This window comes from Amycolatopsis sp. YIM 10 (assembly GCF_009429145.1).
Taxonomy (GTDB): domain Bacteria; phylum Actinomycetota; class Actinomycetes; order Mycobacteriales; family Pseudonocardiaceae; genus Amycolatopsis.
This window is the reverse complement of the sequence record NZ_CP045480.1, coordinates 4,758,654-4,778,732: the sequence shown is the minus strand read 5'-3', so window position 1 is coordinate 4,778,732 and position 20,079 is coordinate 4,758,654. Positions and strand designations below refer to the sequence as shown.

The 20,079-nt window shown below is 69.9% G+C and carries 20 protein-coding genes; 11 read left to right on the top strand and 9 right to left on the bottom strand.

Going from position 1 to position 20,079, the window contains the following annotated elements:
• Positions 1 to 13: 13 nt before the first annotated feature.
• Positions 14 to 940, bottom strand: a complete 927-nt coding sequence (locus YIM_RS22845; RefSeq protein WP_153032278.1) for an aldo/keto reductase — start codon at positions 938 to 940, stop codon at positions 14 to 16.
• 80 nt (positions 941 to 1,020) lie between these two features.
• Between YIM_RS22845 and YIM_RS22840 the strand changes: the two genes are divergently transcribed.
• Positions 1,021 to 1,590 carry a TetR/AcrR family transcriptional regulator gene (locus tag YIM_RS22840; RefSeq protein WP_228004916.1) on the top strand — a complete coding sequence of 190 codons (570 nt, stop codon included), beginning with the start codon at positions 1,021 to 1,023 and terminating at the stop codon, positions 1,588 to 1,590.
• 102 nt (positions 1,591 to 1,692) lie between these two features.
• On the opposite strand, the gene YIM_RS22835 is transcribed toward YIM_RS22840, so the two are convergent.
• The 4 genes from YIM_RS22835 to YIM_RS22820 are packed head-to-tail and all read right to left on the bottom strand — an operon-like array spanning position 1,693 to position 6,707.
• Positions 1,693 to 3,285: a PucR family transcriptional regulator gene (locus tag YIM_RS22835; protein ID WP_153032276.1), complete on the bottom strand. Its 1,593-nt coding sequence runs from the start codon at positions 3,283 to 3,285 to the stop codon at positions 1,693 to 1,695.
• A 37-nt stretch (positions 3,286 to 3,322) separates the two neighbouring features.
• A complete protein-coding gene (locus tag YIM_RS22830) occupies positions 3,323 to 4,693 on the bottom strand; it encodes an FAD-binding oxidoreductase (RefSeq protein WP_153032275.1) in 1,371 nt (456 codons plus the stop codon).
• Positions 4,690 to 5,358, bottom strand: coding sequence for a haloacid dehalogenase type II (locus YIM_RS22825; RefSeq protein ID WP_153032274.1), 669 nt, complete (start codon positions 5,356 to 5,358; stop codon positions 4,690 to 4,692). Before YIM_RS22825 ends, YIM_RS22830 begins: the two co-directional genes overlap by 4 nt.
• The gene (locus tag YIM_RS22820) at positions 5,355 to 6,707 is read right to left on the bottom strand and encodes an MFS transporter (RefSeq protein ID WP_153032273.1); all 1,353 of its coding nucleotides are present in this window, start codon (positions 6,705 to 6,707) and stop codon (positions 5,355 to 5,357) included. Before YIM_RS22820 ends, YIM_RS22825 begins: the two co-directional genes overlap by 4 nt.
• Positions 6,708 to 6,877: 170 nt before the next feature.
• Here YIM_RS22820 and YIM_RS22815 point away from each other — a divergent pair, with 170 nt between their 5' ends.
• Complete coding sequence (locus tag YIM_RS22815) at positions 6,878 to 7,537, top strand: SDR family NAD(P)-dependent oxidoreductase (RefSeq protein ID WP_153032272.1); 660 nt, start codon at positions 6,878 to 6,880, stop codon at positions 7,535 to 7,537.
• 28 nt (positions 7,538 to 7,565) lie between these two features.
• Here YIM_RS22815 and YIM_RS22810 read toward each other — a convergent pair whose 3' ends face one another.
• Both YIM_RS22810 and YIM_RS22805 read right to left on the bottom strand, forming a co-directional pair.
• Positions 7,566 to 9,257 (bottom strand): AMP-binding protein, encoded by a 1,692-nt coding sequence (locus YIM_RS22810; RefSeq protein ID WP_153032271.1) that lies wholly within the window; start codon positions 9,255 to 9,257, stop codon positions 7,566 to 7,568.
• Entirely contained in the window at positions 9,235 to 10,575 is a 1,341-nt protein-coding gene (locus YIM_RS22805; protein ID WP_153032270.1) for an MFS transporter, read from the bottom strand. Before YIM_RS22805 ends, YIM_RS22810 begins: the two co-directional genes overlap by 23 nt.
• Positions 10,576 to 10,722: 147 nt before the next feature.
• Here YIM_RS22805 and YIM_RS22800 point away from each other — a divergent pair, with 147 nt between their 5' ends.
• On the top strand, positions 10,723 to 11,538 hold the full coding sequence (locus YIM_RS22800; protein ID WP_194240262.1) for a LuxR C-terminal-related transcriptional regulator: 816 nt from the start codon (positions 10,723 to 10,725) through the stop codon (positions 11,536 to 11,538).
• A gap of 124 nt (positions 11,539 to 11,662) precedes the next feature.
• On the opposite strand, the gene YIM_RS22795 is transcribed toward YIM_RS22800, so the two are convergent.
• The gene (locus YIM_RS22795) at positions 11,663 to 12,592 is read right to left on the bottom strand and encodes a C40 family peptidase (protein WP_153032268.1); all 930 of its coding nucleotides are present in this window, start codon (positions 12,590 to 12,592) and stop codon (positions 11,663 to 11,665) included.
• 383 nt (positions 12,593 to 12,975) lie between these two features.
• Between YIM_RS22795 and YIM_RS22790 the strand changes: the two genes are divergently transcribed.
• From YIM_RS22790 to YIM_RS22760, 8 genes are all read left to right on the top strand, one after another.
• Positions 12,976 to 13,344 (top strand): BlaI/MecI/CopY family transcriptional regulator, encoded by a 369-nt coding sequence (locus YIM_RS22790; RefSeq protein ID WP_153032267.1) that lies wholly within the window; start codon positions 12,976 to 12,978, stop codon positions 13,342 to 13,344.
• Complete coding sequence (locus YIM_RS22785; protein ID WP_153032266.1) at positions 13,341 to 14,291, top strand: M56 family metallopeptidase; 951 nt, start codon at positions 13,341 to 13,343, stop codon at positions 14,289 to 14,291. The genes YIM_RS22790 and YIM_RS22785 overlap by 4 nt, the downstream gene beginning before the upstream one ends.
• Positions 14,292 to 14,407: 116 nt before the next feature.
• The gene (locus YIM_RS22780; protein ID WP_153032265.1) at positions 14,408 to 15,379 is read left to right on the top strand and encodes an alpha/beta fold hydrolase; all 972 of its coding nucleotides are present in this window, start codon (positions 14,408 to 14,410) and stop codon (positions 15,377 to 15,379) included.
• A gap of 193 nt (positions 15,380 to 15,572) precedes the next feature.
• Positions 15,573 to 15,770: a hypothetical protein gene (locus tag YIM_RS22775; RefSeq protein ID WP_153032264.1), complete on the top strand. Its 198-nt coding sequence runs from the start codon at positions 15,573 to 15,575 to the stop codon at positions 15,768 to 15,770.
• A 40-nt stretch (positions 15,771 to 15,810) separates the two neighbouring features.
• On the top strand, positions 15,811 to 17,013 hold the full coding sequence (locus YIM_RS22770; protein ID WP_153032263.1) for a pyridoxal phosphate-dependent aminotransferase: 1,203 nt from the start codon (positions 15,811 to 15,813) through the stop codon (positions 17,011 to 17,013).
• A gap of 58 nt (positions 17,014 to 17,071) precedes the next feature.
• Positions 17,072 to 18,076, top strand: coding sequence for a cyclopropane-fatty-acyl-phospholipid synthase family protein (locus tag YIM_RS22765; RefSeq protein WP_228004915.1), 1,005 nt, complete (start codon positions 17,072 to 17,074; stop codon positions 18,074 to 18,076).
• A gap of 125 nt (positions 18,077 to 18,201) precedes the next feature.
• Positions 18,202 to 18,444 (top strand): hypothetical protein, encoded by a 243-nt coding sequence (locus tag YIM_RS48650; RefSeq protein WP_194240261.1) that lies wholly within the window; start codon positions 18,202 to 18,204, stop codon positions 18,442 to 18,444.
• Positions 18,445 to 18,487: 43 nt separating this feature from the next.
• On the top strand, positions 18,488 to 19,150 hold the full coding sequence (locus tag YIM_RS22760; protein WP_228004914.1) for a response regulator transcription factor: 663 nt from the start codon (positions 18,488 to 18,490) through the stop codon (positions 19,148 to 19,150).
• Positions 19,151 to 19,156: 6 nt separating this feature from the next.
• Here YIM_RS22760 and YIM_RS22755 read toward each other — a convergent pair whose 3' ends face one another.
• Positions 19,157 to 20,074, bottom strand: a complete 918-nt coding sequence (locus YIM_RS22755; RefSeq protein WP_153032262.1) for an ornithine carbamoyltransferase — start codon at positions 20,072 to 20,074, stop codon at positions 19,157 to 19,159.
• Positions 20,075 to 20,079 lie beyond the last annotated feature (5 nt).

Genomic DNA, 20,079 nt, shown 5'->3' with positions numbered 1-20,079 from the left:
TGCCGGTCGCGGCTCAGCCGAGCGGCACGTCGGTGGAACGTGATCGGACCGCGTCCAGCGCGGCGAGGGTGCTGTCGTCGAAGGTGATCGTGCCCGCGGTGATGTTGGCTTCGAGGTGGTCGGCGTTCGCGGTTCCGGGGATGAGCAACACGTTCGGCGCGTGGTGCAGCAGCCAGGCGAGGCCGATCTGTGCGGGCGTGTGGCCGAGGGCGTGCGCGACGTCGGTGACAGCGGGGTCGTCGGTCACCTTCGGCATGCCGGGAAAGGCGCCGCCCAGCGGGAAGAACGGTACCCAGGCGATGTCCTCGTCGACGCAGAGCCGGAGCATGTCCTCATCACCGCGGGCCACCAGGCTGTAGGCGTTCTGGACACAGGCGATCCCGGCGGGAAGGGCCTGGCGCAGTCCGTCCAGGGTGACGCTGCTCAGGCCGATCGCGCCGATCTTGCCCTCGTCGCGCAGCGCGGTCATCACCGCGAGCTGGTCGTCGAGGTCGACCACCTGGTCGCCTTCGGCCCGCAGGCCCGGCCCGGTGTCCAGGCGGCGCAGGTTCACCACCGGGATCCGGTCGACGCCGAGGGCGGTGAGGTTGTCCTCGACGCTCGCCCTCAGTTGCTCGGGGCGCTGGGCCGGGCGCAGTGGGACGGGACCGCCGGGATTGGGGTCCGCACCGACCTTGCTGACGACCACCACGCCGTCCTCGGGGCGGAACGCGTCGCGGATGAGCCCGTTGACGAAGCCGTTGCCGTAGAACTGGGCGGTGTCGACGTGGTCGACGCCGAGTTCCACCGCGCGGCGCAGCAGGGCGATCGCGGCGGGGCGGTCGTTGTGCAGGCGCTCCAGCTGCATCGCGCCGTATCCGATGCGGGACACCGGGTGGTCGCCGAGCGTTCCGGTGCCCCCGGCGCGCGTGGTGCCGGCGGGGATGGGGTCCGCGGTCATGGAAGGTCCTTCCGCGTGAGACGATCGATGAAGCGGAGGAACCTCCGCTTGCGTCCCACTATACCGGAGGAGCCTCCGCTTTGAGTTCCGCCCGCGCCCCCCGTGCCGACGCGCAGCGCAACCGCGACAAGCTCGTCCAGGCCGCCAGGGCCGCGTTCGCGACTGCCGACGACGCCGTGCCGCTCGAAGGCATCGCCCGCGACGCCGGTGTCGGCATCGGCACGCTGTACCGCCACTTCCCCACCCGAGAAGCCCTGGTGGAGGCCGTGTACGCGGCCGAACTCGACGAGGTCACCGGCTGTGTTCCCGCCCTGCTCAGCCAACTCCCGCCGGACGCGGCGCTGCGAGCGTGGATGCAGCGCTACGCCGCCTTCGTCGCGACGAAGCGCGGCATGGCCGAGACGCTCCGCGCCGGCTGGGCCTCGGGGCGCATCTCGACACCGGAGACCCGGGAACGGATCACCGCCGCCGTCGCCACATTCCTGGCCGGCGGCGCCGAAGCCGGCTCACTGCGCGCCGACGTCGACCCGTTCGACGTCACCTTGATGTTGCTGGGAATCCTCCTCGCCACCGCCGGCAACGACCCCGACCAGACCGGACGGCTACTCGACCTGGTCATGGACGCCCTGCGGGCAAAACCGACCGGCTGACCGGCCCGACCCGCGCCGACGAAGCACACGACCCCGAAGGCCCCGGCGACGACGATCCCGATGTGCCGCCCCTCGGCGGCACCTGCCCGATTGCCGATCCGCTCAGCCCGTGTCCGGCACCCCGGCGCCGGTCGATCTCGCCGCGTGGGCACGCTGGGCGTCCAGTGCCGCGACCGCGACGTGCAGTTCGGCGCGGTGCTCACCGGCTTCCAGGTCGCCGCCGAGTATCTGGTCGATCAGGTGCAGGCGCTGATAGAACGCCTGCCGGGAAAGGTGCCCGCGCTTCGCCGCGATCGACTTGTTCCCGGCGGCCGCGAGGTAGTGGCGCAGGCTGGTGAGCAGGTCCGTGCCGTGCTGCTCGTCGTATTCGATCAGCGGGCCGAGCTGCCGTTCGGCGTACGACTGCACCCGCGGATCGTCACGCAGCGCGTACAGCAGCTGGGACAGGCCGATGTCGGCGAGTGTGTGGAAGCGCGGCGGCCCACCCGGCGGGATCGCCTCGGCGACCTGCTCGGCCTCCGCGCACGAGCGGGCCACTTCGGACAGTTCACCCACCTCGGACCCGACGCAGACCGCCGTCCCGGTGAGTTCGCTGATCTCCCGCGCCGTCCGCTGCCACCCGCCGGGTTCCCGGTACACCAGCAGCACGCCGACCCCGCGTGGCCCGAGGTCGCCGACGACCGCGGTGCCCTCGAGCCGTCCGCGCAGTTCGTCGATCAGCTCGCCACGGTCGTCCGCGCGGACCAGGGCGACGATCAGTCTGCGGCCCCTGGTCGGCACCCCGAGCGCACTCAGCCGGGCACGCGCGTCACGCCAGGACAGCGGCCGTTGCTCGACCAGGTCGAGCAGAGCGTCCCGGTGTGCCCGCTGTTCCCACCCGCCCTCGTGGGTCAGCCGGGCCAGGGTGAGTGCCACCGCGGCGCGTTCGATGACCATCACGTGCTCGGTGCGCACGGTCTGCTCGTCCGGGCTGCCCGCCAGCATCACCAGCCTGCCCCAGCGCCTGCCGCGGAACTCGACCGAGGTGACCAGCCAGCCCTCCGGACCGCAGATACCGCTGCGCTCCTGCGGCGACGGGGTCGCGCGGGAACGCCGTTCCCACAGGTTCAGCACGTCGTCCAGCGAGCGGTCCACCGGCGCGCAGATCATCGCCTGGTGCGCCTGGTTCTCCAGCACCACCGCGCGCCCGGTCATGGTCGCGGCCGCCCGCAGGATCTCGTCGGCATCGGCGCCACGCAGCGAAAGCGCGGTGAACGTGTCGTGGATGCGCTGCGCGGCCCGCAGGGTGCGCACCTGGCCGGTCAGGATCATCCCGTGCACTTCCAGCGTCACGTCCACGAACTTGACCCCGCGGTGCAGCACGATCAGCGGCACGCCGTGCGCGCGGAACGCGGCCACCAGCTCGTGCGGCACGTCCCGGTACCGGCGCCCCAGCTCGAGCACCACCCCGGCCGCCCCGACCTCGGCGAGTTCGGCCGCGTACTCGTCGAGCCTCGGCGGGAAGCCGATGCCGGTGGTCAGCACCAGCTCACCGCCACGCAGCGCGGACGCCGGGTTGTCCCACTCGGTCACGTGCACCCAGCGCACCGGCTGCTCGAGCTTGTCCTGACCGGTCACCACCTTCGGCAACCCGCGTGCCAGCACCGGCAGCCGCAGCACCTCCGCCACCGTGATGGTCCCGCCGTTCCTGGTCACCCGCCACACCCTAAGTGGTCACCACCGCCCCGGCCGTCTACTCCGGACGGGCGAGCAGCGTGGCCAGCGTGGCCACCGGCGACGTGCGGGACAGCCCGGTCGCCTCGTGCCGGTCGGCGAGCCGGTAGGCGAGGTACAGCCCGCGGACGCCGAGCCAGCGCAGCGGCTCGGGTTCCCAGGCGCGGGTCCGGTGCCCCACCCAGGGCAGGCGGGTCAGCCCGGTGTCCCGGCGCAGCACCAGGTCGCACAGGGTTCGGCCGGCGAGATTGGTGGACGTGACGCCGTGCCCGACGTAGCCGCCCGCCCAGCCGAGGCCGGTCGCCGGGTCCAGTCCGACCGAGGCGCACCAGTCGCGGGGCACCGCGAGCACCCCGCACCAGGCGCGGTCGATGCGGGCTCCCGCGGCCGGCGGGAACATCGAGGCCAGCACCCGCTCCAGCGAGTTGATCGTGTACTCGTGGGTGCGGCCGCGATCGTCGGTACGGGAACCGAACCGGTACGGGATCCCGCGCCCGCCGATCGCGATCCGGTCGTCGGCCGTGCGCTGCGCGTACATGTGCGCGTGGCTGCTGTCACCGAGCGTCTCCCTGCCGTCCCAGCCGATCTCGGCCCAGAACTCCGCGGGCAGCGGCTCGGTGGCGATCATCGAACTGTTCATCGGCAGCCAGGTCCGCCGGTGCCCCGGCAATCCGGCGGTGAAGCCCTCGGTGGCCCGCAGCACCACCGGCGCCCGCACGCTGCCCGTCGGGGTCACCGCGCGGCCCGGCTCGATCCGGAGCACCGGGGACCGTTCGTGGATCCGCACGCCGAGCCGCTCCACCGTCGCGGCGAGCCCGCGCACCAGTGCCGCGGGCTGGAGCCGCGCGCAGTGCGGGGTCCACATCGCCGCCACCGTCCCGGCCACCCGCAGCCGCGCCGCCGCCTCGTCCCGGCCGAGCAACTCGACCTCGGGCACACCCCATTCGTGGTCGGTGGCCACCGCATGCCGGAGCCTGCGGGCTTGCGCGGGGGTGCGCGCGACGCGGAGCGTGCCGCCCTTGACGATGTCCGCGTCGATGCCTTCCCGGCCGGCGACCTCGATCACCTCGTCGACCGTCGCGTTCATCTCGTGCTGCATGTCCAGTACCGCGCCGCGACCGTGCCGCTTCGCCCAGCGCCGGCGTGACCCTGGCAGCAGGCCGGAAGCCCAGCCACCGTTGCGCCCGGACGCCCCGAAACCGGCGAACTCGGCCTCCAGCACGGTGATCCGCAGGCCAGGATCGGCGCGGGCGAGGTAGTACGCGGTCCACAGCCCGGTCAGGCCCGCGCCGACGACGCACACGTCGGCGTCGCGGTCGCCCGGCAGCGCCTGCCGGTAGCCGGGTGTGGTGGCGTCGAACCAGTGCGAAATCTCCCCGTTGATCGTCATACGCCGAGCAGGGCCGGAAGCGGGGCCAGGTCGAAGATCTCGTCGTAGGGCCGGTACGCCGCCGAACCCGGTTGCCGGTAGCGGTTGACCCAGACGCGTTGCATGCCCGGATAACGCTTGGTCGGGATGATGTCGTAGTCCCAGCCCTGCGCCACGTGCACGATCTCGTCCGGTTTGCGCCCGATCACCGACATCAGGTGCTCGAACGCCTGTGGCAGTGGCTTGTACGCGCCCGCCTGCTCCGCGGTGACCACGTGGTCGAATTCGACGCCGATGTTGTCCACGCTGTAGCTGATCAGGTCGTCCTCGCTGTTCGAGATGATCGCCAGCGCGAACCCGCCTTCCCGCAGCCTGCGCAGCGCCGGGGGCACCTCGGGGAACGGCTGGAATCCCTTGACCGCCTCGATCAGCGCTTCGCCGTCCTCGTCGGTGTAGGCGAGCCCGTGCAGCAGCATCACACTGCGCAACGTGCGCCGCAGCACTTCGCGGTAGGGCCGGTATTCGTCGACAACGGCGTGGAAGCGGATCGCTTTGGCATCGTTGTTGAACTTCTGTTCGTCCACTTCGTACTCGGCGAACCGTTCGCCGAGTATCGCGCGGGTCGCCGACTCGAGATCGAAATCCACGAGCGTGCGGTAGCAGTCGAAGGTGGCGATGTTCCTCACGAAAGTGTCCTTTCCTCAGCGGTTTCTTCGTGGTGACCGGCATCGGTGAGGGCGAGGCCCTTGGTTTCCGGGGCGAGCGCGAGCGAGACCCCGAGGCCGACGAGCGTGATCGCCGCACCGACCAGCAGCGTGCCCGCGTTGCCGATCCCGGCGATCAGCAGCGGCAGGAAGAACGTGCCGCCCGCCGAGCCGAACCGGCTCATCGCCGAGGCGAAGCCGACCCCGGTCGCCCGCAGATCGGTGGGGAACAACTCGCTCGGATAGAGGAACTGCAGCGCGCTGCCCGCCGCCTCGGCGAAGTGGAACAGCACGAACAGCAGGATGATCGGCAGCGCGAGGGACAACGGCAGCACGGCGAGGCACAACAGCGACACGAAGATGGCCACGAAGGTGGCGATCAGCAGCGGGCGCCTGCCGATCCGGTTCACCAGCAACAGCCCGGTGGACACGCCGAGGATCGGGATCAGCATCAGGATCGCCGAGCTGGCGGTCGCGTTGCCGACGCCCATCTTCTCCAGGATCTCCGGCTGGAACGTCCTGATCGCGTACCCGGTCGCGACCTGGCACAGGAAGAACGCCGAGCAGAAGACGACCGTCTTGGTGTAACCGCGGCGGAACAGTTCGGCGATGTTGCCGAGGCCCGAGCCGCCGCGCTTGGGGACGGCGCTCTCCCGCACCAGGTCGTCGACCGACACCCGCGGGCCGACGAACTTGCGCACGATCTCGGTGGCCTCGTCGATCCGGCCGCGGGAGGCCAGCCAGCGTGGTGACTCCGGGACGCCCGTTCGCATCAGCAGGAACACCACCGCCGGGACCGCGCCGGAGAGCAGCATCCACCGCCAGCCGTCGTCACCGAGTTGCTTGAGCGCGAGCCCGACCCAGTAGCTGACGCCGTAGCCGATCCACCAGGACAGGATCAGCCCGGACAACGCGGGGCCGCGGAGCTTGCGGGGAACGAGTTCCGCGGTGATCGCCGACGCGATGGGATAGTCGGCGCCGACCGCGATGCCGATGATCAGCCGCAGCACGAAGAGCTGCCACGCCTCGGTCACGAAGAACTGCGGAACCGAGGCGGCCACGAACACCGCGAGATTCAGGACGTACATCAGCCTGCGCCCGATGCGGTCGGTGATCGCGCCGAACACCATGGCGCCGATGAACACGCCGATCAGCGCGGAACTGGCGATCAGGCCCGACCACACCGAGCCGAGCCCGAGTTGCGGGGTGAGCTGGCCGAGCGCGACCGCGATGATCCCGAGCAGGTAGCCGTCGCAGAACGGCCCGCCCATGGCGACGGTGACGAGCCGCCGGTGGAAGCGGGTGACCGGCACATCATCCAAAGTGGTCATCGGAACTGCCTTTCACCGTGGGGAAGGCGGGTTCGGTCCACTGTGCGCGATCACCCCGCGGCCGCGACAGGGCCATGGTGTCTCGTCGTGCCGGTCCGACGTTGACACAACGTCCGGTCTTTCCCCTCGCCCGTTCCCCTCGTGCTCCGCCTGCGTTACAACTCGTGCGCATGACCGTGAGGACAGCGCTGGTCACCGGCGCGAACCGGGGAATCGGGGCGGCGATCGCACGCGGCCTCGCCGAGCGCGGCGTGCGGGTGTGGCGTGGTGTGCGCGAGCCCGGCGACCTGCCGAACACGGTACGACTCGACGTGCGGGAACAGTCCGATGTCGACTCCGCGGTCCGGCGGGTACTCGACCGGGAGGGCAGGCTCGACATCCTGGTCAACAACGCGGGCGTCACCGACAACGGGCAGCTCCCGGCCTCGGCCGATCTCGGCCGGGCGGCCGCGGTGTGGGAGACGAACCTGCTCGGCACCTGGCGTTGCGCGCAGGCGGTGATCCCGCCGATGCGCGCGGCCGGCTACGGCCGGATCGTGAACGTGAGCAGCACGCTCGGCTCGCTCACGCTGATGGACCGGCCGACGGAGCCGGGCTACCGGATCTCGAAGGCGTCGCTGAATGCGTTGACCAGGCTGCTCGCCGCGGAACTCGCGGGCACCGGGATCCTGGTCAACGCGGCGTCGCCGGGCTGGGTCCGCACGGCGATGAGCCCGCGCGCCACCCGCACCCCCGAACAGGGCGCGGACACGCCCGTCTGGCTGGCCACGCTACCCGGCGACGGCCCGACCGGCGGCTTCTTCCTCGACCGGCGGCCACTGGCCTGGTAGGTGAATCCACGATGAACTCCGAAGCGGGTCATCCGCGCAGTTCCGGGAACTGGTCGTCGCGCCATTCGCGGGTGGCGGCGGTCCCGGGATCGTCCACCTCGCGGGCCCGCAACTCGACGCGGCGAATCTTGCCGGAGACCGTCTTCGGCAGGTCGTAGAATTCCAGCCTGCGCACGCGGAGGAACGGCGCGAGGTTTTCCCTGGCGTAGCGCAGAATCGACAGCGCGGTGGTCCGGCCGGGTTCCCAACCCGGGGTCAGCGCGACGTACGCCTTCGGGACGGCCAGCCGCAGCGGGTCCGGCGCGGGCACCACGGCGGCCTCGGTCACCGCGGGGTGTCCGATGAGGACGCTCTCCAGTTCGAACGGCGACACCTTGTAGTCCGACGCCTTGAACACGTCGTCGGTGCGTCCGATGTAGAACAGGTAGCCGTCTTCGTCACGTCGTGCGACGTCGCCGGTGTGGTAGTACCCGTTCGCCATCGCCTCGGCCGTGCGTTCGGGGTCACCGTGGTAGCCGGCCATCAGGCTGGGCGGTCGATGGCGCAGGTCCAGGCACAGCTCGCCTTCGTCGGCGGGCTCCCCGGTGGCGACGTCGACCAGTACCACCGGCACGCCCGGCAGCGGCCTGCCCATCGACCCTGGCTTGACCGTCGCGCCCGGGGCGTTGCCGACCTGCGCGGTCGTCTCGGTCTGCCCGAAGCCGTCGCGCAGCGTCAGGCCCCATGCCCGGTCCACCTGGGCGATGACCTCGGGATTGAGCGGCTCGCCAGCGGCGATCACCTCACGCAGCGCGCCCGGTCCGCCGGAGAGGTCGGCCTTGATCAGCATGCGCCAGACCGTCGGTGGTGCGCAGAACGTGGTCACGCCCGCCTCGCGAATCGTCCGCAGCACCGCGGCGGGGTCGAACCGCGTGTAGTTGTGGATGAAGATCGTCGCCTCGGCGATCCATGGCGCGAAGAAGCAGCTCCACGCGTGCTTGGCCCAGCCGGGCGAGCTGATGTTGAGGTGCACGTCGCCCGGCCGGATGCCCAGCCAGTACAGCGTCGACAGGTGACCGACCGGATAGGACTGCTGAGTGTGCTCGACCAGCTTGGGCCTGCTGGTGGTGCCGGAGGTGAAGTAGAGGAGCAGCCGGTCGTCGGCGGCCGTACCGGGATGGGCGAGCGGGGTGTCCGGTGCGGTGGCCGCGTCGGCGAAGTCGAGCCAGCCCTCGGCGCCGCCGACCGCGACGCGGATCAGGCCGAGGCCGGCGTCGAACTTCGGGGCGTCGGCGGTGTTGGCGATGACCGCCTTCGCGGCGCCCCGGGTCACCCGGTCGGCCAGGTCGGCGGCGCCGAGCGCGGTGGTGGTCGGCATGATCACCGCGCCGAGCTTCATCACCGCGAGCATCGACTCCCACAGCTCGACCTGGTTGCCGAGCATGACCAGCACCGAGTCACCCCGGCCGATCCCCCGCGCCGCGAGCCAGTTGGCCACCTGGTCGGACCGGCGGGCCAGCTCGTCGAACGAGTACCGGGCCTGGTCGCCGTTCTCCTCGACGATGTGCAGCGCGGTCCGCTCGTTGCCCCGCGCGATGACGTCGAACCAGTCGTGCGCCCAGTTGAACGGGCCGTCGAACGTCGGCCAGTCGAATTCCGCCTCGGCGTCGGGCCTGTCCCCCAGTGCGAACAACTGGTCGCGGCTCGCGCGGTAGCGGTCATGCGCCGTTGGCGTCGACAAGGTCGTCTCCTTCGGTGGTGTGCAGGGTGGCGCGTCCGGCGGTCTCGGTCAGCGCGCGGGTGCAGAGAAAGCTGATCACCGCGGTCACCGAGAGCATCACGCCGAGCGCGATGCTGCCGAAAGCGCTGGTCAGCTGGGGTGCCAGCAGCGGCGGCACCGCGCCGCCGAGAATGCCGGCGAGGTTGTAGCCCAGGCCCGCGCCGGTGTAGCGGTGGCGGGTGTGGAACAACTCGGGCAGGAACGCCCCGGCGGGCCCGTAGGACACCGCGAAGATCGCCAGCGTCACGGTGATCCCGATGCCGAAGGCCAGCGGGGAGCGGGTGTCGAGCAGCGGGAACAACAGCAGCGCCCACACCGCGCCGACGGCACAGGAGGCCATGATGACCCGCTTGCGACCGGCCCGGTCGGACAGCACACCCGCCACGACGGTCGCCACGCCGAACACCGCGGCGGCGACGATGCCGAGCACCAGCACCGTCGGCCTGCTCAGCCCGGCACCCTGCGGGTTGACGCCGTATGCGGTCAGGTACGCCGTGCCCATGTAGAAGAACGCGAACACCATCGTCAGCGAACCCGCCGACAGGAGCACCTCCTTGGGCTGGCTGACGAGCACCGCGAGGAACGGCGTGCGCTTGGCCGGTTGCCGGGTGGCCTGGGCCGCGCGGAACACCGGGGTCTCCTCGATCTTCAGCCGGACGTAGAGCCCGACGCCGATCAGCACCACGCTCAGCAGGAACGGGATGCGCCAGCCGTACTCCAGGAACGTCGAGTCCTTGTCCCCCATCACCAGGCCGGTGACCAGGAACGTCGCGCTCGTCAAGGCGAAGGCGATGGCCGGGCCGAGCTGGGGGAAGGTCGCGTACCTGCCGCGCTCGCCCGGCGGGGCGTACTCCGCGGTGAGCAGGTTCGCGCCCGCCCACTCGCCGCCGACCGCGAAGCCCTGCAGGAACCGCAGCACCACCAGCGCGATCGGCGCGGCGGCGCCGATCGTCGCCGCGCCGGGCAGCAGTCCGATGAGTACGGTCGCGATGCCCATCAGCAACAGGGTCGAGATCAGCGTGCGCTTGCGGCCGATCCGGTCGCCGTAGTGTCCGAACAGGACCGCGCCGACGGGCCTGGCGAAGAACGCCACGGCGAAGGTGGCGAACGAGGCCACCGCGCCGGCCGCCGGTCCCAGCGCGGGGAAGAACACCGTGGGGAACACCAGGGCCGCCGCGGTGCCGTAGATGAAGAAGTCGTAGAACTCGATCGTCGTGCCGACACAGCTCGCGATCGCGATCCGGCGCATTTCCGCCGGCGTCGAGGCCTCAGTGGACATTCGCTGCCTCCTCTTCGAGCCCCCGTTTGGTTAGGAAGGAGAGTGACGCCCGTGCTCGCGGGCCACTACACCCGTACGGGGGTAGGCTCGTTCGCGGCGATCGGTGACACTTGCCGCCACAAGGGGTTGGGACGAAGAGGAACGACCGTGGTCGATGATGACCTGAAGCGGGAACTGATCGAGAACCTGCTCGTCCGGCGGCTTCCGCTCCTGCGGCAGGCGACCGGGCTCCCGGTCGTGTTCGGCGGCGCGGTCCGTCACGGGCGCGCGGGCACCAGCCGCCTGGTCATCAATCAACTGTTCGGCACGCTGACCCAGTCGCTGAACGGCCTGGTCGTGCCCGGTGGCCGCGGCCTCGGCGGCACGGCCATCAAGCGCGGCAGCCCGTTCCTGGTCAACGACTACGCCACGAACAAGGCGATCACCCATGACTACGACCGGATCGTGGTCGACCACGAGCGGCTGACCTCGATCTTCGCCTTCCCGATCAAGCTCGACGGCCAGGTCGGCGGGGTCATCTACGGCGCCGTCCGCGGCGACACCCCGATCGGCCAGGTCGCCCTGCGGCACGCGGGCGTCGTCGCCAAGAAGCTGGAGAACGAACTCGACGGCCTCATCCGGCGTCCCGCCCCGATCCAGTCACCCGACGTCAAGGCCGCGCTCTCCGACCTGACGGCGCTCATCCGCACCACCGACGACCCCGGCCTGCGCGACAAGCTGGCCCGCATCCACCGGCAACTCGGCGGCGAGCCGCTCGCCCCGGCGTCCGGCACCGTCCTCACCGCGCGCGAGGTCGACGCGCTGCGCCTGGTCGCACTCGGCGCCAGCAACGCCGAGGCCGCCCAGCGGCTCGGCCTGAGCCCGGAGACCGTCAAGGCGTACCTGCGCAGCGCGATGCGCAAGCTCGAAGTCCACAACCGCACCGCGGCGGTTCACGCCGCGAGGACCGCAGGCATCCTCTGACCCAGCTGCGGCTGTCGCTTGTGGACAGCTGTCGGCCGCGGCCCCGTCAGGCGCTGATCTGCCGGGGCGGCTTGAGCAGCTCTTCGACGTGGTGGATCTCGGTGATCCTGCCGGCTCGCGATCCTCAGCCGACGATGCGCCGGGCGCCCATCAGATGACCGTCACCCTTCATCGACCGCACGTCGACCAACTGGCCTTCAGTGGGCGCATCGACCATTTTGCCGTTCCCGACGAACATGCCCACGTGATGGATGGCTCCCGGATTTCCGGTGCCGTCATCGAAGAACAGCAAGTCCCCCGGCTGCAAGGCGTTGAGGGAAACCGGCTTCCCAGCCGTGTACTGCTGCCGGCTGGTCCGCGGGATCGAGATCCCCGCCTGCTTGTAGGCCCATGAGGTCAGCCCGGAGCAGTCGAACTCGCGCGGGCCGGTGGCGCCCCATTGATATTCGGAACCACGCTTGGACAACGCGGCCTGCAGTGCGTCGTTGGCGGCACCCGGCGGGCCAAGGTAGGAACCGTTGTCCTGGACCTTGCCCAATGCGGCCTTCTCGTCGGAGGGCAACTGGCCCAGAGCGCGACGGACTTCCTTGATCTGACCGTCGAGCGTGCGCTTGCGTTCACGCACCTGTTCAGCGGTGCGCTCGGCGGTGTCCGTGGCCTCCTGAGCCTTCTTCCGCGCCTCGGCCGAGGTGGAACGCGCTTGACCGGCTTCGGTCGTCGCGCCGCGGTACGCCCCGAGCGCTTCCGACTTCTGTGCCGCCAGCACATCCATGGCCGACATCCGGTCGAGGAACTGCCGTGAAGAATCGCTCGTGAGCAGCGCGGACATGCGACTGAGCCGGGCGCCGCGGAAACTCGCCGAAGTGAACTCGTCGACCTCGCCGCGGAACTCCTCCTCCGTTCCTTGGGTTCGTTCCAGCGCTTCGGTGGCGGAAGCCAGGTTCGTATCGGCCTGATCCCGCTCCGCGCGTCGCGCCTTGAGATCCTCTTCGGCCTGTTTGAGGTCCTCGTCGGTCTTCGCGGCTTCGGCGCCGAGTTCCTGGTAGCGGCGCATCGCCTCGGAAGTGTCCGACGGCGGGTCCGCGGGTTGCGCACCGGCGGGGGTGGCACTCAGTGCGAACACGGTGGCGGTGACGGTGATGAAGGTCTTGCTCGTGGCGAGCCGGGATCGGTGCGGTGACACGAGTGCTGGATCTCCCAAGGTATGTGGACATCTGTCGCCGGACCGCCCCGCCGGCCCGGCGGTGACCCTAGGGCAGGCGGGTCCGCCTGTCTACTATCACCCTTAGTACGTAGCACACCAACTAAGACAAATAGTACTATGACTTATAGTAAGAACGTCGCGGTTCCGCTACCGCGAGATCGTCACGGTGGACGACCCGTGGGGCTACGGGCGCGCCGAAGCCTGCCGTACCATTCGCCGGGAAAGGAGGCGCCATGCAAGGTCTCGGTGAGCTCGAAGCCGCGGTGATGGACGTGCTGTGGCAGGCCGACCAGCCGATCAAGGTCCGGGACGTGCTCGACCGGCTCAGCGCCGACCGGCAGCTCGCCTACACCACGGTGATGACCGTCCTGGACAACCTCCACCGCAAGAACTGGGTCGACCGGGAGCTGCACGGCAAGGCGTACCACTATGAGCCCGCCTTCACCCGGGAAGAGGCCGCCGCCCGTGCCCTGCGCGAAGTCCTCGACTCCGCGGGGTCGTCATCCGCGGTGCTGATGCACTTCGCCGCGTCCGTCTCCGAAGAGGAGTCCGAGGCGCTGCGCGCCGCACTGCGGAAGCGGAAGCGGCGTCAGAGCCGATGATCGTCGCACTGGCGCTGATCGCGGGTTCGCTGACGGTTGCCTGGCTGATGGACCACTTGCTGCGCCGCGCCGACCTGTCCCGCCGCGATCCCGCACTGCTCATCGTGAGCCGGCTGACGACCATGGCCGCGGTGCTGGCCGGCATCACCTCGGGCCTGCTGCTGCTGATCCTGCCGAGTCACGGCCCGTTCCTCTCGCTGGTGAGCGCGGCGCACGAATGCTGGATCGCGGTGCAACACGGCGCGCCGCTGGAAGCGGAAAACATCATCGGCGCGAGCGGCCTGGTGTTCGTGTTCGCGGCGACCATACGAGTGGTCGTGGTCACCGCCCGGCGAGCACGGGCGCGAGTTCACGAGCGCAGCCGGCAACTGGGCACGCTGCGCATGGTCTCCCGGTCCTCACCCGGATCGCCGTCCACGTTGTGGCTTCCGCACGACCGGCCGCTCGCTTTCTGCCTGCCCGGCCGAAAGGGCGTCGTGGTCGCCACCGACGGCCTGACCCGGCACCTACCCGAGGCCGCCGTCTCGGCAGTCCTGGAACACGAGCACGCCCACCTCCGCGGACGTCACCACCTCGTCGTCGCGACCGCCGACTTGCTGCGGTACGCACTCCCCTTCCTGGCCCTTTTCCGGCACGCTCCGGCGGCCATCCGGCAGCTGGTGGAAATCTCCGCCGACGTCGCCGCGGTCCGCAGGCACGGTTCGGCCGCCGTGCACACCGCCCTGCTCGCCGTGTCCCGCCACGGTGCGCCGCCCACCGCGCTGGCGATGGGCGAAGAGGCCATCGACCTGCGGCTCACCCGGCTTCGACACGATTGCCCGCCACCGAGGCGCGTGTACCGGACCGTCAGCTGTGGACTGGCGACGCTCAGCGCGGCCGTCCTTCCGTTCGCCACCGGCACCGCACTCCTATTCGGCGCGATGATCGTCCTGTGCATCGCACGGTAATACGTGCCCGTTTGGCGGTCAGCATGGCGTCGTCGGCGTAGAACGGGAAGTTCAACCCGGTACCGGCAGCGACTTCGACTGCGTTGTGTTGCCCCTGAAGCGTCCGTACGATTTCGTTGATCGATGTTCTACGCGATTCGATCCGTCCCGGACGGGGCCAAGGCATCGGGCGTGGTGCCGGAGGGGCAGCGCTGATGGAAAGTCCGGGATCGGATCGATGGCGCTCGATCTATCGCGGAGACGAGCAAGCGCGGAAGGTCCGCGACTGGTGCGCCGACCGGCTGGATCGCTGGACCGTGCCCCACCGGCGCGATGTCCTGTCGAGCTGTGTCGGCCTGACCCACGTGGTTTCCGTGGGAACGGGATCGCCGGTGGTCGTCGTGGTACCGGGCGCCGACCTCAGCGCCGCGCTGCTCGAACCGCTCGCCGCGGCGTTGGCGCCGAACTTTTCGGTTCTGTTGCTGGACCTTCCCGGTCAGCCAGGCTTGAGTGCCGATCACCTTCCCCGGCACAGCCAGCTGGCCTGGTACGGGTGGTGGCTGGCGGATGTACTGGCGCAGGCCGTTCCGGGCAAGGCGATCGTGGTCGGCCACGCACTGGGCGGTGCCATCGCCTTGACGTGTGGTTCACCCCGCATCGCCGGGCGAGCGCTGGTGTCCACGGCGGGATTGGTACCCGCGAACGCGAATACCACCATCACCCGCACGACCGCGCCCTGGCTCCGCGCCACTCCCGCTCGCAGTGCATCACTGCTGCGACGTTTCCTGGCGCCTGATCACCAAGCATCGCCGCACTTGAGTGAGTGGTACGACCTTGTCGCACAGGCGTGCCGGATCGGCTTCACGCCGCCGGCTCTGCCCAGCGAACTCATCGCCCGGCGGACCCGCACTCCGCGCCTGGTGGTAGCCGGCGAACACGACGTGGTTTTCCCGCCACCGCGGTTACGCGATCCGGTCAGCCGCCATCTCGCCGCGCAACTGATCGTGCTTCCCGCCGGGCACCTGGTGGTGGTCGAGCAACCCCGGGCTCTCGCGTCATTGATCAGCACGATGAGCTCCGCGGCACCGGAACAACCCGGCGATCGGTGAGCGCCGAGCCCGGGTCGCCCAGCGGCCACTGGGCGACCCGGGAAATGGAGTTCGGCGATGTGCACGTGAACCTCCGCCGCCGATTCTAGACTGAAACCCGCTCCGCGACCGGCTGCGCGAACACCGTCGCGCCTGGTGAACGGGATGCCCGGAACAGCCAGTGCGCGCTTCGGGGTGATGCTGGACGAGCTCGATGTCGCTCACCCCCCGGCCGGCGGTTGTCCCGCCGGCGGGACGGCGGGACAGCCGGCGCCCGCCGCTTTTTGTCGCGGGCTCGCCGATCTGGTTTGCTTGGCTGGAATGCCGAATTACCGATTTCACCCGGCGCATCGCACAGGAATCGCTCGACGGCCGCATCGAGGAAATTGCGAATGCGGTCTCGGGAGCATGAAACGCCTTGGGTTCCGGAAAAGCGTCATGGAGGCATGTGGATGAACAGAGTCGGTGATGACAGTTCCGGCCACCTTCGGCGGACTTACGCTGATCGCGTCCGGCAACTACCGGAAGGCGGCCTCATCTCGCTCCTGCGCGACGCCCGTTCGCGCGGCTCGGTGGACCTGGCCACCGGAACCCCCGCCGCACCCCAGCCCGCGGACGAGGTGATCGAGGCGGCTTGCACCGCGCTGCGCAACGGCGTGAACCAGTACGAGGACCCGTCCGGGAACGCCGCGCTCCGTGCGGGGATCGCGGATTCGCTGCGACCGGCCGCCAACCCGGACACCGAGATCACCGTGACCGTGGGAGCGACCGAAGCAATGCTGACGGCTCTGCTGTCCACCGTGGATCCGGGCGACGAAGTCATCGTGGCGGAGCCGTTCTACGACAACTTCCTCGGCGCCATCGCACTCACCGGCGCCCGGCCCCGGTTCGTCCGGTTGCACGCCCCGGATTGGCGCTTCGACCCTGCCGAACTCGCCGCCGCCTTCGGCCCGCGGACCAAGGCGATGATCCTCAACACCCCGCACAACCCCACGGGCCGTGTCTTCGACCGCGCGGAACTGGACCAGCTCGCCGAACTGTGTACCCGATGGAATGTCACCCTGATCAGCGACGAGGTGTACTCGGCCTACACGTTCGACGGCAGGCAGCACCTCTCCGTCGCCGAGGTACCCGGGCTCGCCGATCGAAGTATCGTGGTCGGCAGCCTCTCCAAGAGCCACGCGCTCAGCGGCTGGCGGATCGGCTTCCTGCGGGCCGCGCCCGCGTGCACCAGCGTCCTCCGGCAGGTACACATCTCGACCACCGGTGGCACCGCGGCGCCGCTCCAGCGGGCCGTGCTCGAGTCGGGCATCCTCGCCCCCGGCGCGTGGCAACCCGCACCCCAGTTGCAGCGAATGCGGGACACGGTGGTCGAAACGTTCACCGGAATCGGGCTCGCCTGCGGCAGGCCGGAGGGCGGCTGCTACCTGATGGCCGACATCCGGCCGGTCACCAGCGGGGACTGCGAGTCCTACGTGAAGCTCCTGCTCGACCACGCCGGGGTGCTGATCGCACCCGGCACGCTGCTCTACGACGACCGGCCGGCGGGTGAGCACTTCGTGCGGATCGCCTTCAACAAGGCCGACGAGATCATCGAGGACGCCGCACGGCGCATTGAGGGCAGCCGGAAAGCACTGAGTGCGGCGACCGGGTGAAACCCCGCCTCCGCAACCGAAGTCACCGCCACGACCACCGAGACACGGAGGCTTGGACGTGAGCATCCACGCCGGCAATGGCAAGCACGGCCACTCGGCCGCCGACATCTTCAACTCCGCCGTGGCGGCCACCGCGATCGGCGCCGCCTGGGAACTCGGTGGTTTCGAACAACTCCACCAGCGAGGCGTGCTCGACATCGAGGACTTCGCCGCGGGCAACGACCTCGACCCGGCCGCGACGACGGCGATGTTCCGCGCGCTGGCCTCGGTGGGCGTGGTCATCCGCGAATCGGGAAAAGTCCTGCCCGGACCCGGTTTCGACGACGCCTACCGGTCGAAAGCGCTGTTCTACTGGCTCTGCCAGGGCTCGTGGGAGCTGTTCGCCAGGATGCCCGCCCTGCTGCGCAACGAGAACCGGACAGGCGCGTTCCACCGGCGGGACCAGCAGGCGATCAGCCGCGCCAGCCGCGAGGCCAACACCGAGTTCTTCGACCCGCTCTTCTGGCGCGCCATGGCGACCGTGGGCAGTTCCTTCAGCACTGTCGCGGACCTCGGCTCGGGCAGCGGAGAACGGCTGATCAAGCTCGTCCAGGAGTATCCCGGTGCCCGCGGAATCGGCCTGGACATCTCGGCGGCGACCATCGAGATGTCCACCGCCGAGGTCACGCGCCGCGGACTCGCCGAATCCATCTCGTTCCTGCGCGCCGATGTCCGCGAACTCCGGCCGCGTCCCGAGTTCGCCGAGGTCGAACTGCTCACCTGTTTCATGATGGGACACGATCTGTGGCCGAAGGCCGACGCCGTCCGGTCGTTGCGCCTCTTGCGCGAACTCTTCCCGAATGTCAAGCGGTTCCTGCTCGGCGATACGGTTCGCACCGTGGACCTCCCCGACGACGGCATACCGGTGTTCACGCTCGGCTTCGAAACAGGCCACGCGCTCATGGGCGTCTACCTGCCGACCGCGGACGAATGGGGCGATGTCTTCGACCAAAGTGGCTGGAACCGCGTCAACACCCATACGAGCGACGCACTCGCCGGGACCGTCGTCTTCGAACTGGTGTGATCACCCCACCGGGCCACCGCCGGTGAAAGCACGGTAATGTCACTCGTTGACAACATTTCTCCACACTGGCTACAGTTCACGTAAGAAATTGTCGATCGACAAATAATCGCGGAAGGAGTACCCGGGTGACGACCAGCCGGCGAGCGCGAACCATCGAGGGCGCTCAGGGCCTTGTGATCATCGTTGCCATTCCTTTGGGGATAATTCCGCTCGTTCGCTGGATCTTCAGCGAAGATCACGGCGGACTTTTCCGCTGGTTCTTCGGTGACCTTTCCGGCGCGATGGGTTATGCGGCCCCGATCATCGTATTGGCCGTGGCCTTCCTCATCATCGCGATACTGGAAGCGGTCAAGAAGCGGGGCGCGTGAACGGCCATCCTCGGCCGGTCCGGCAGGCGCGGGGCGCGGTTCGGTGATTCCGGTGCTCGTCGTCGACGACGATCCACTGGTGCGGGCCGGACTGGTGCTGATGCTCGGCGGGGCGCCGGACATCCAGGTCGTCGCCGAGGCCGGCGATGGCGCGGAGGTGGCGGCCTCGGTCGAGAAACACCGGCCCGAAGTGGTGCTGATGGACATCAGGATGCCGGGCACGGACGGGCTGGCCGCGACCGAGGCGCTGCGCGCGGCGCCCGGTGCGCCGGAGGTCATCATCCTCACCACGTTCGACGCCGACGAATACGTGCTGCGGGCGCTGCGCGCGGGGGCGTCGGGCTTCGTGCTGAAGGACACACCACCGGCGGAGATCGTGGAAGCGATCCGGCGCGTGGCTCGCGGGGACCCGGTGCTGGTGCCCGCGGTGACCCGCCGGCTGATCGAGCGGGTGGTGGACACCGAAGCGGAACAGCACCGGGCCAGGGCACGCGAGCGCCTCGCGGTGCTCAGCGGGCGCGAACGCGAGGTCGCCGTCGCGGTCGGAGAGGGCAAGTCCAACGCGGAGATCGCCGCCGAGCTCAACCTCGGCGTGCCCACCGTGAAGACCTGTGTGTCCAGCATCCTCACCAAGCTGGAGCTGAACAACCGCGTCCAGATCGCCCTGCTGGCACACGACGCCTGCCTCGCCGACGACCACCGGTGAAACCGGTCAGCGGGCCAGGCACCATTCCAGGACGGCCATGGCGCTGTACAGCTTGTGCTGAGCCTGTTCGAAGGCGATGCTCGCCGGTCCGTCCAGCACCGCGGCGGTCACCTCCTCCCCCCGGTGCGCGGGCAGGTCGTGCATGAAACAGGCACCGGGGTAACGGGCCATGACCGCTTCGTCCACTTGGAACGGTTCGAATCGCCGGCGCCAATCCGGATCGGCCTTGGTGCTCCCGGTGGTCTGCCAGCGGGTGGTGTACACGACGTCCACCTTGCCGGGCAGTGAGGCGAGGTCGTGGCGTTCCCGAACCCGGCTGCCCGAAACTTCGGCCAGCGCCGTCGCGTCGGCGAGCACTTCCGGCGCGAGGCCGTATCCGGGCGGGGTGCGCAGTTCCAGCTCGACACCGCCGAACCGGGGCAGCGCCAGCGCGAGTGCCGCCGCGCTGTTGTTCCCCTCTCCGACGTAGAGCACGCGCAAGCCCTTGACCCGGCCGAATCGCGCCGAAAGCGTGGTGAGGTCGGCCAGCGCCTGGGTCGGGTGCTCGTCGGCGCTCATCGCGTTGACCACCGCACCGCAGTGCGCCGCGAACGTCCGCATCTCCTCCGGGGGCCCGGCCGTCCGGATCACCAGGCCGTCCACCATGCCGCCGAGCACCCGCGCGGTGTCCTCCGCCGTCTCCCCGGTGTTGAGCTGCAGATCGCCCGGCCCGTAGGTGATCACCTGGGCGCCGAGCCGGAGCGCGCCGGCGGTGAACGAGGTCCTGGTCCTGGTGGAGGTCCGGCTGAAGTAGATCCCCACGATCCGGCCGCGCAGCGAGGCACCGGCATCGGCCGGGCCTGCCGCGATCTCCACGCCGCGCCGGACGATCCACTCGAGATCGCCGTCGGTGAGGTCGCGCAACGAAATCACGTGACGGGACATGCAAT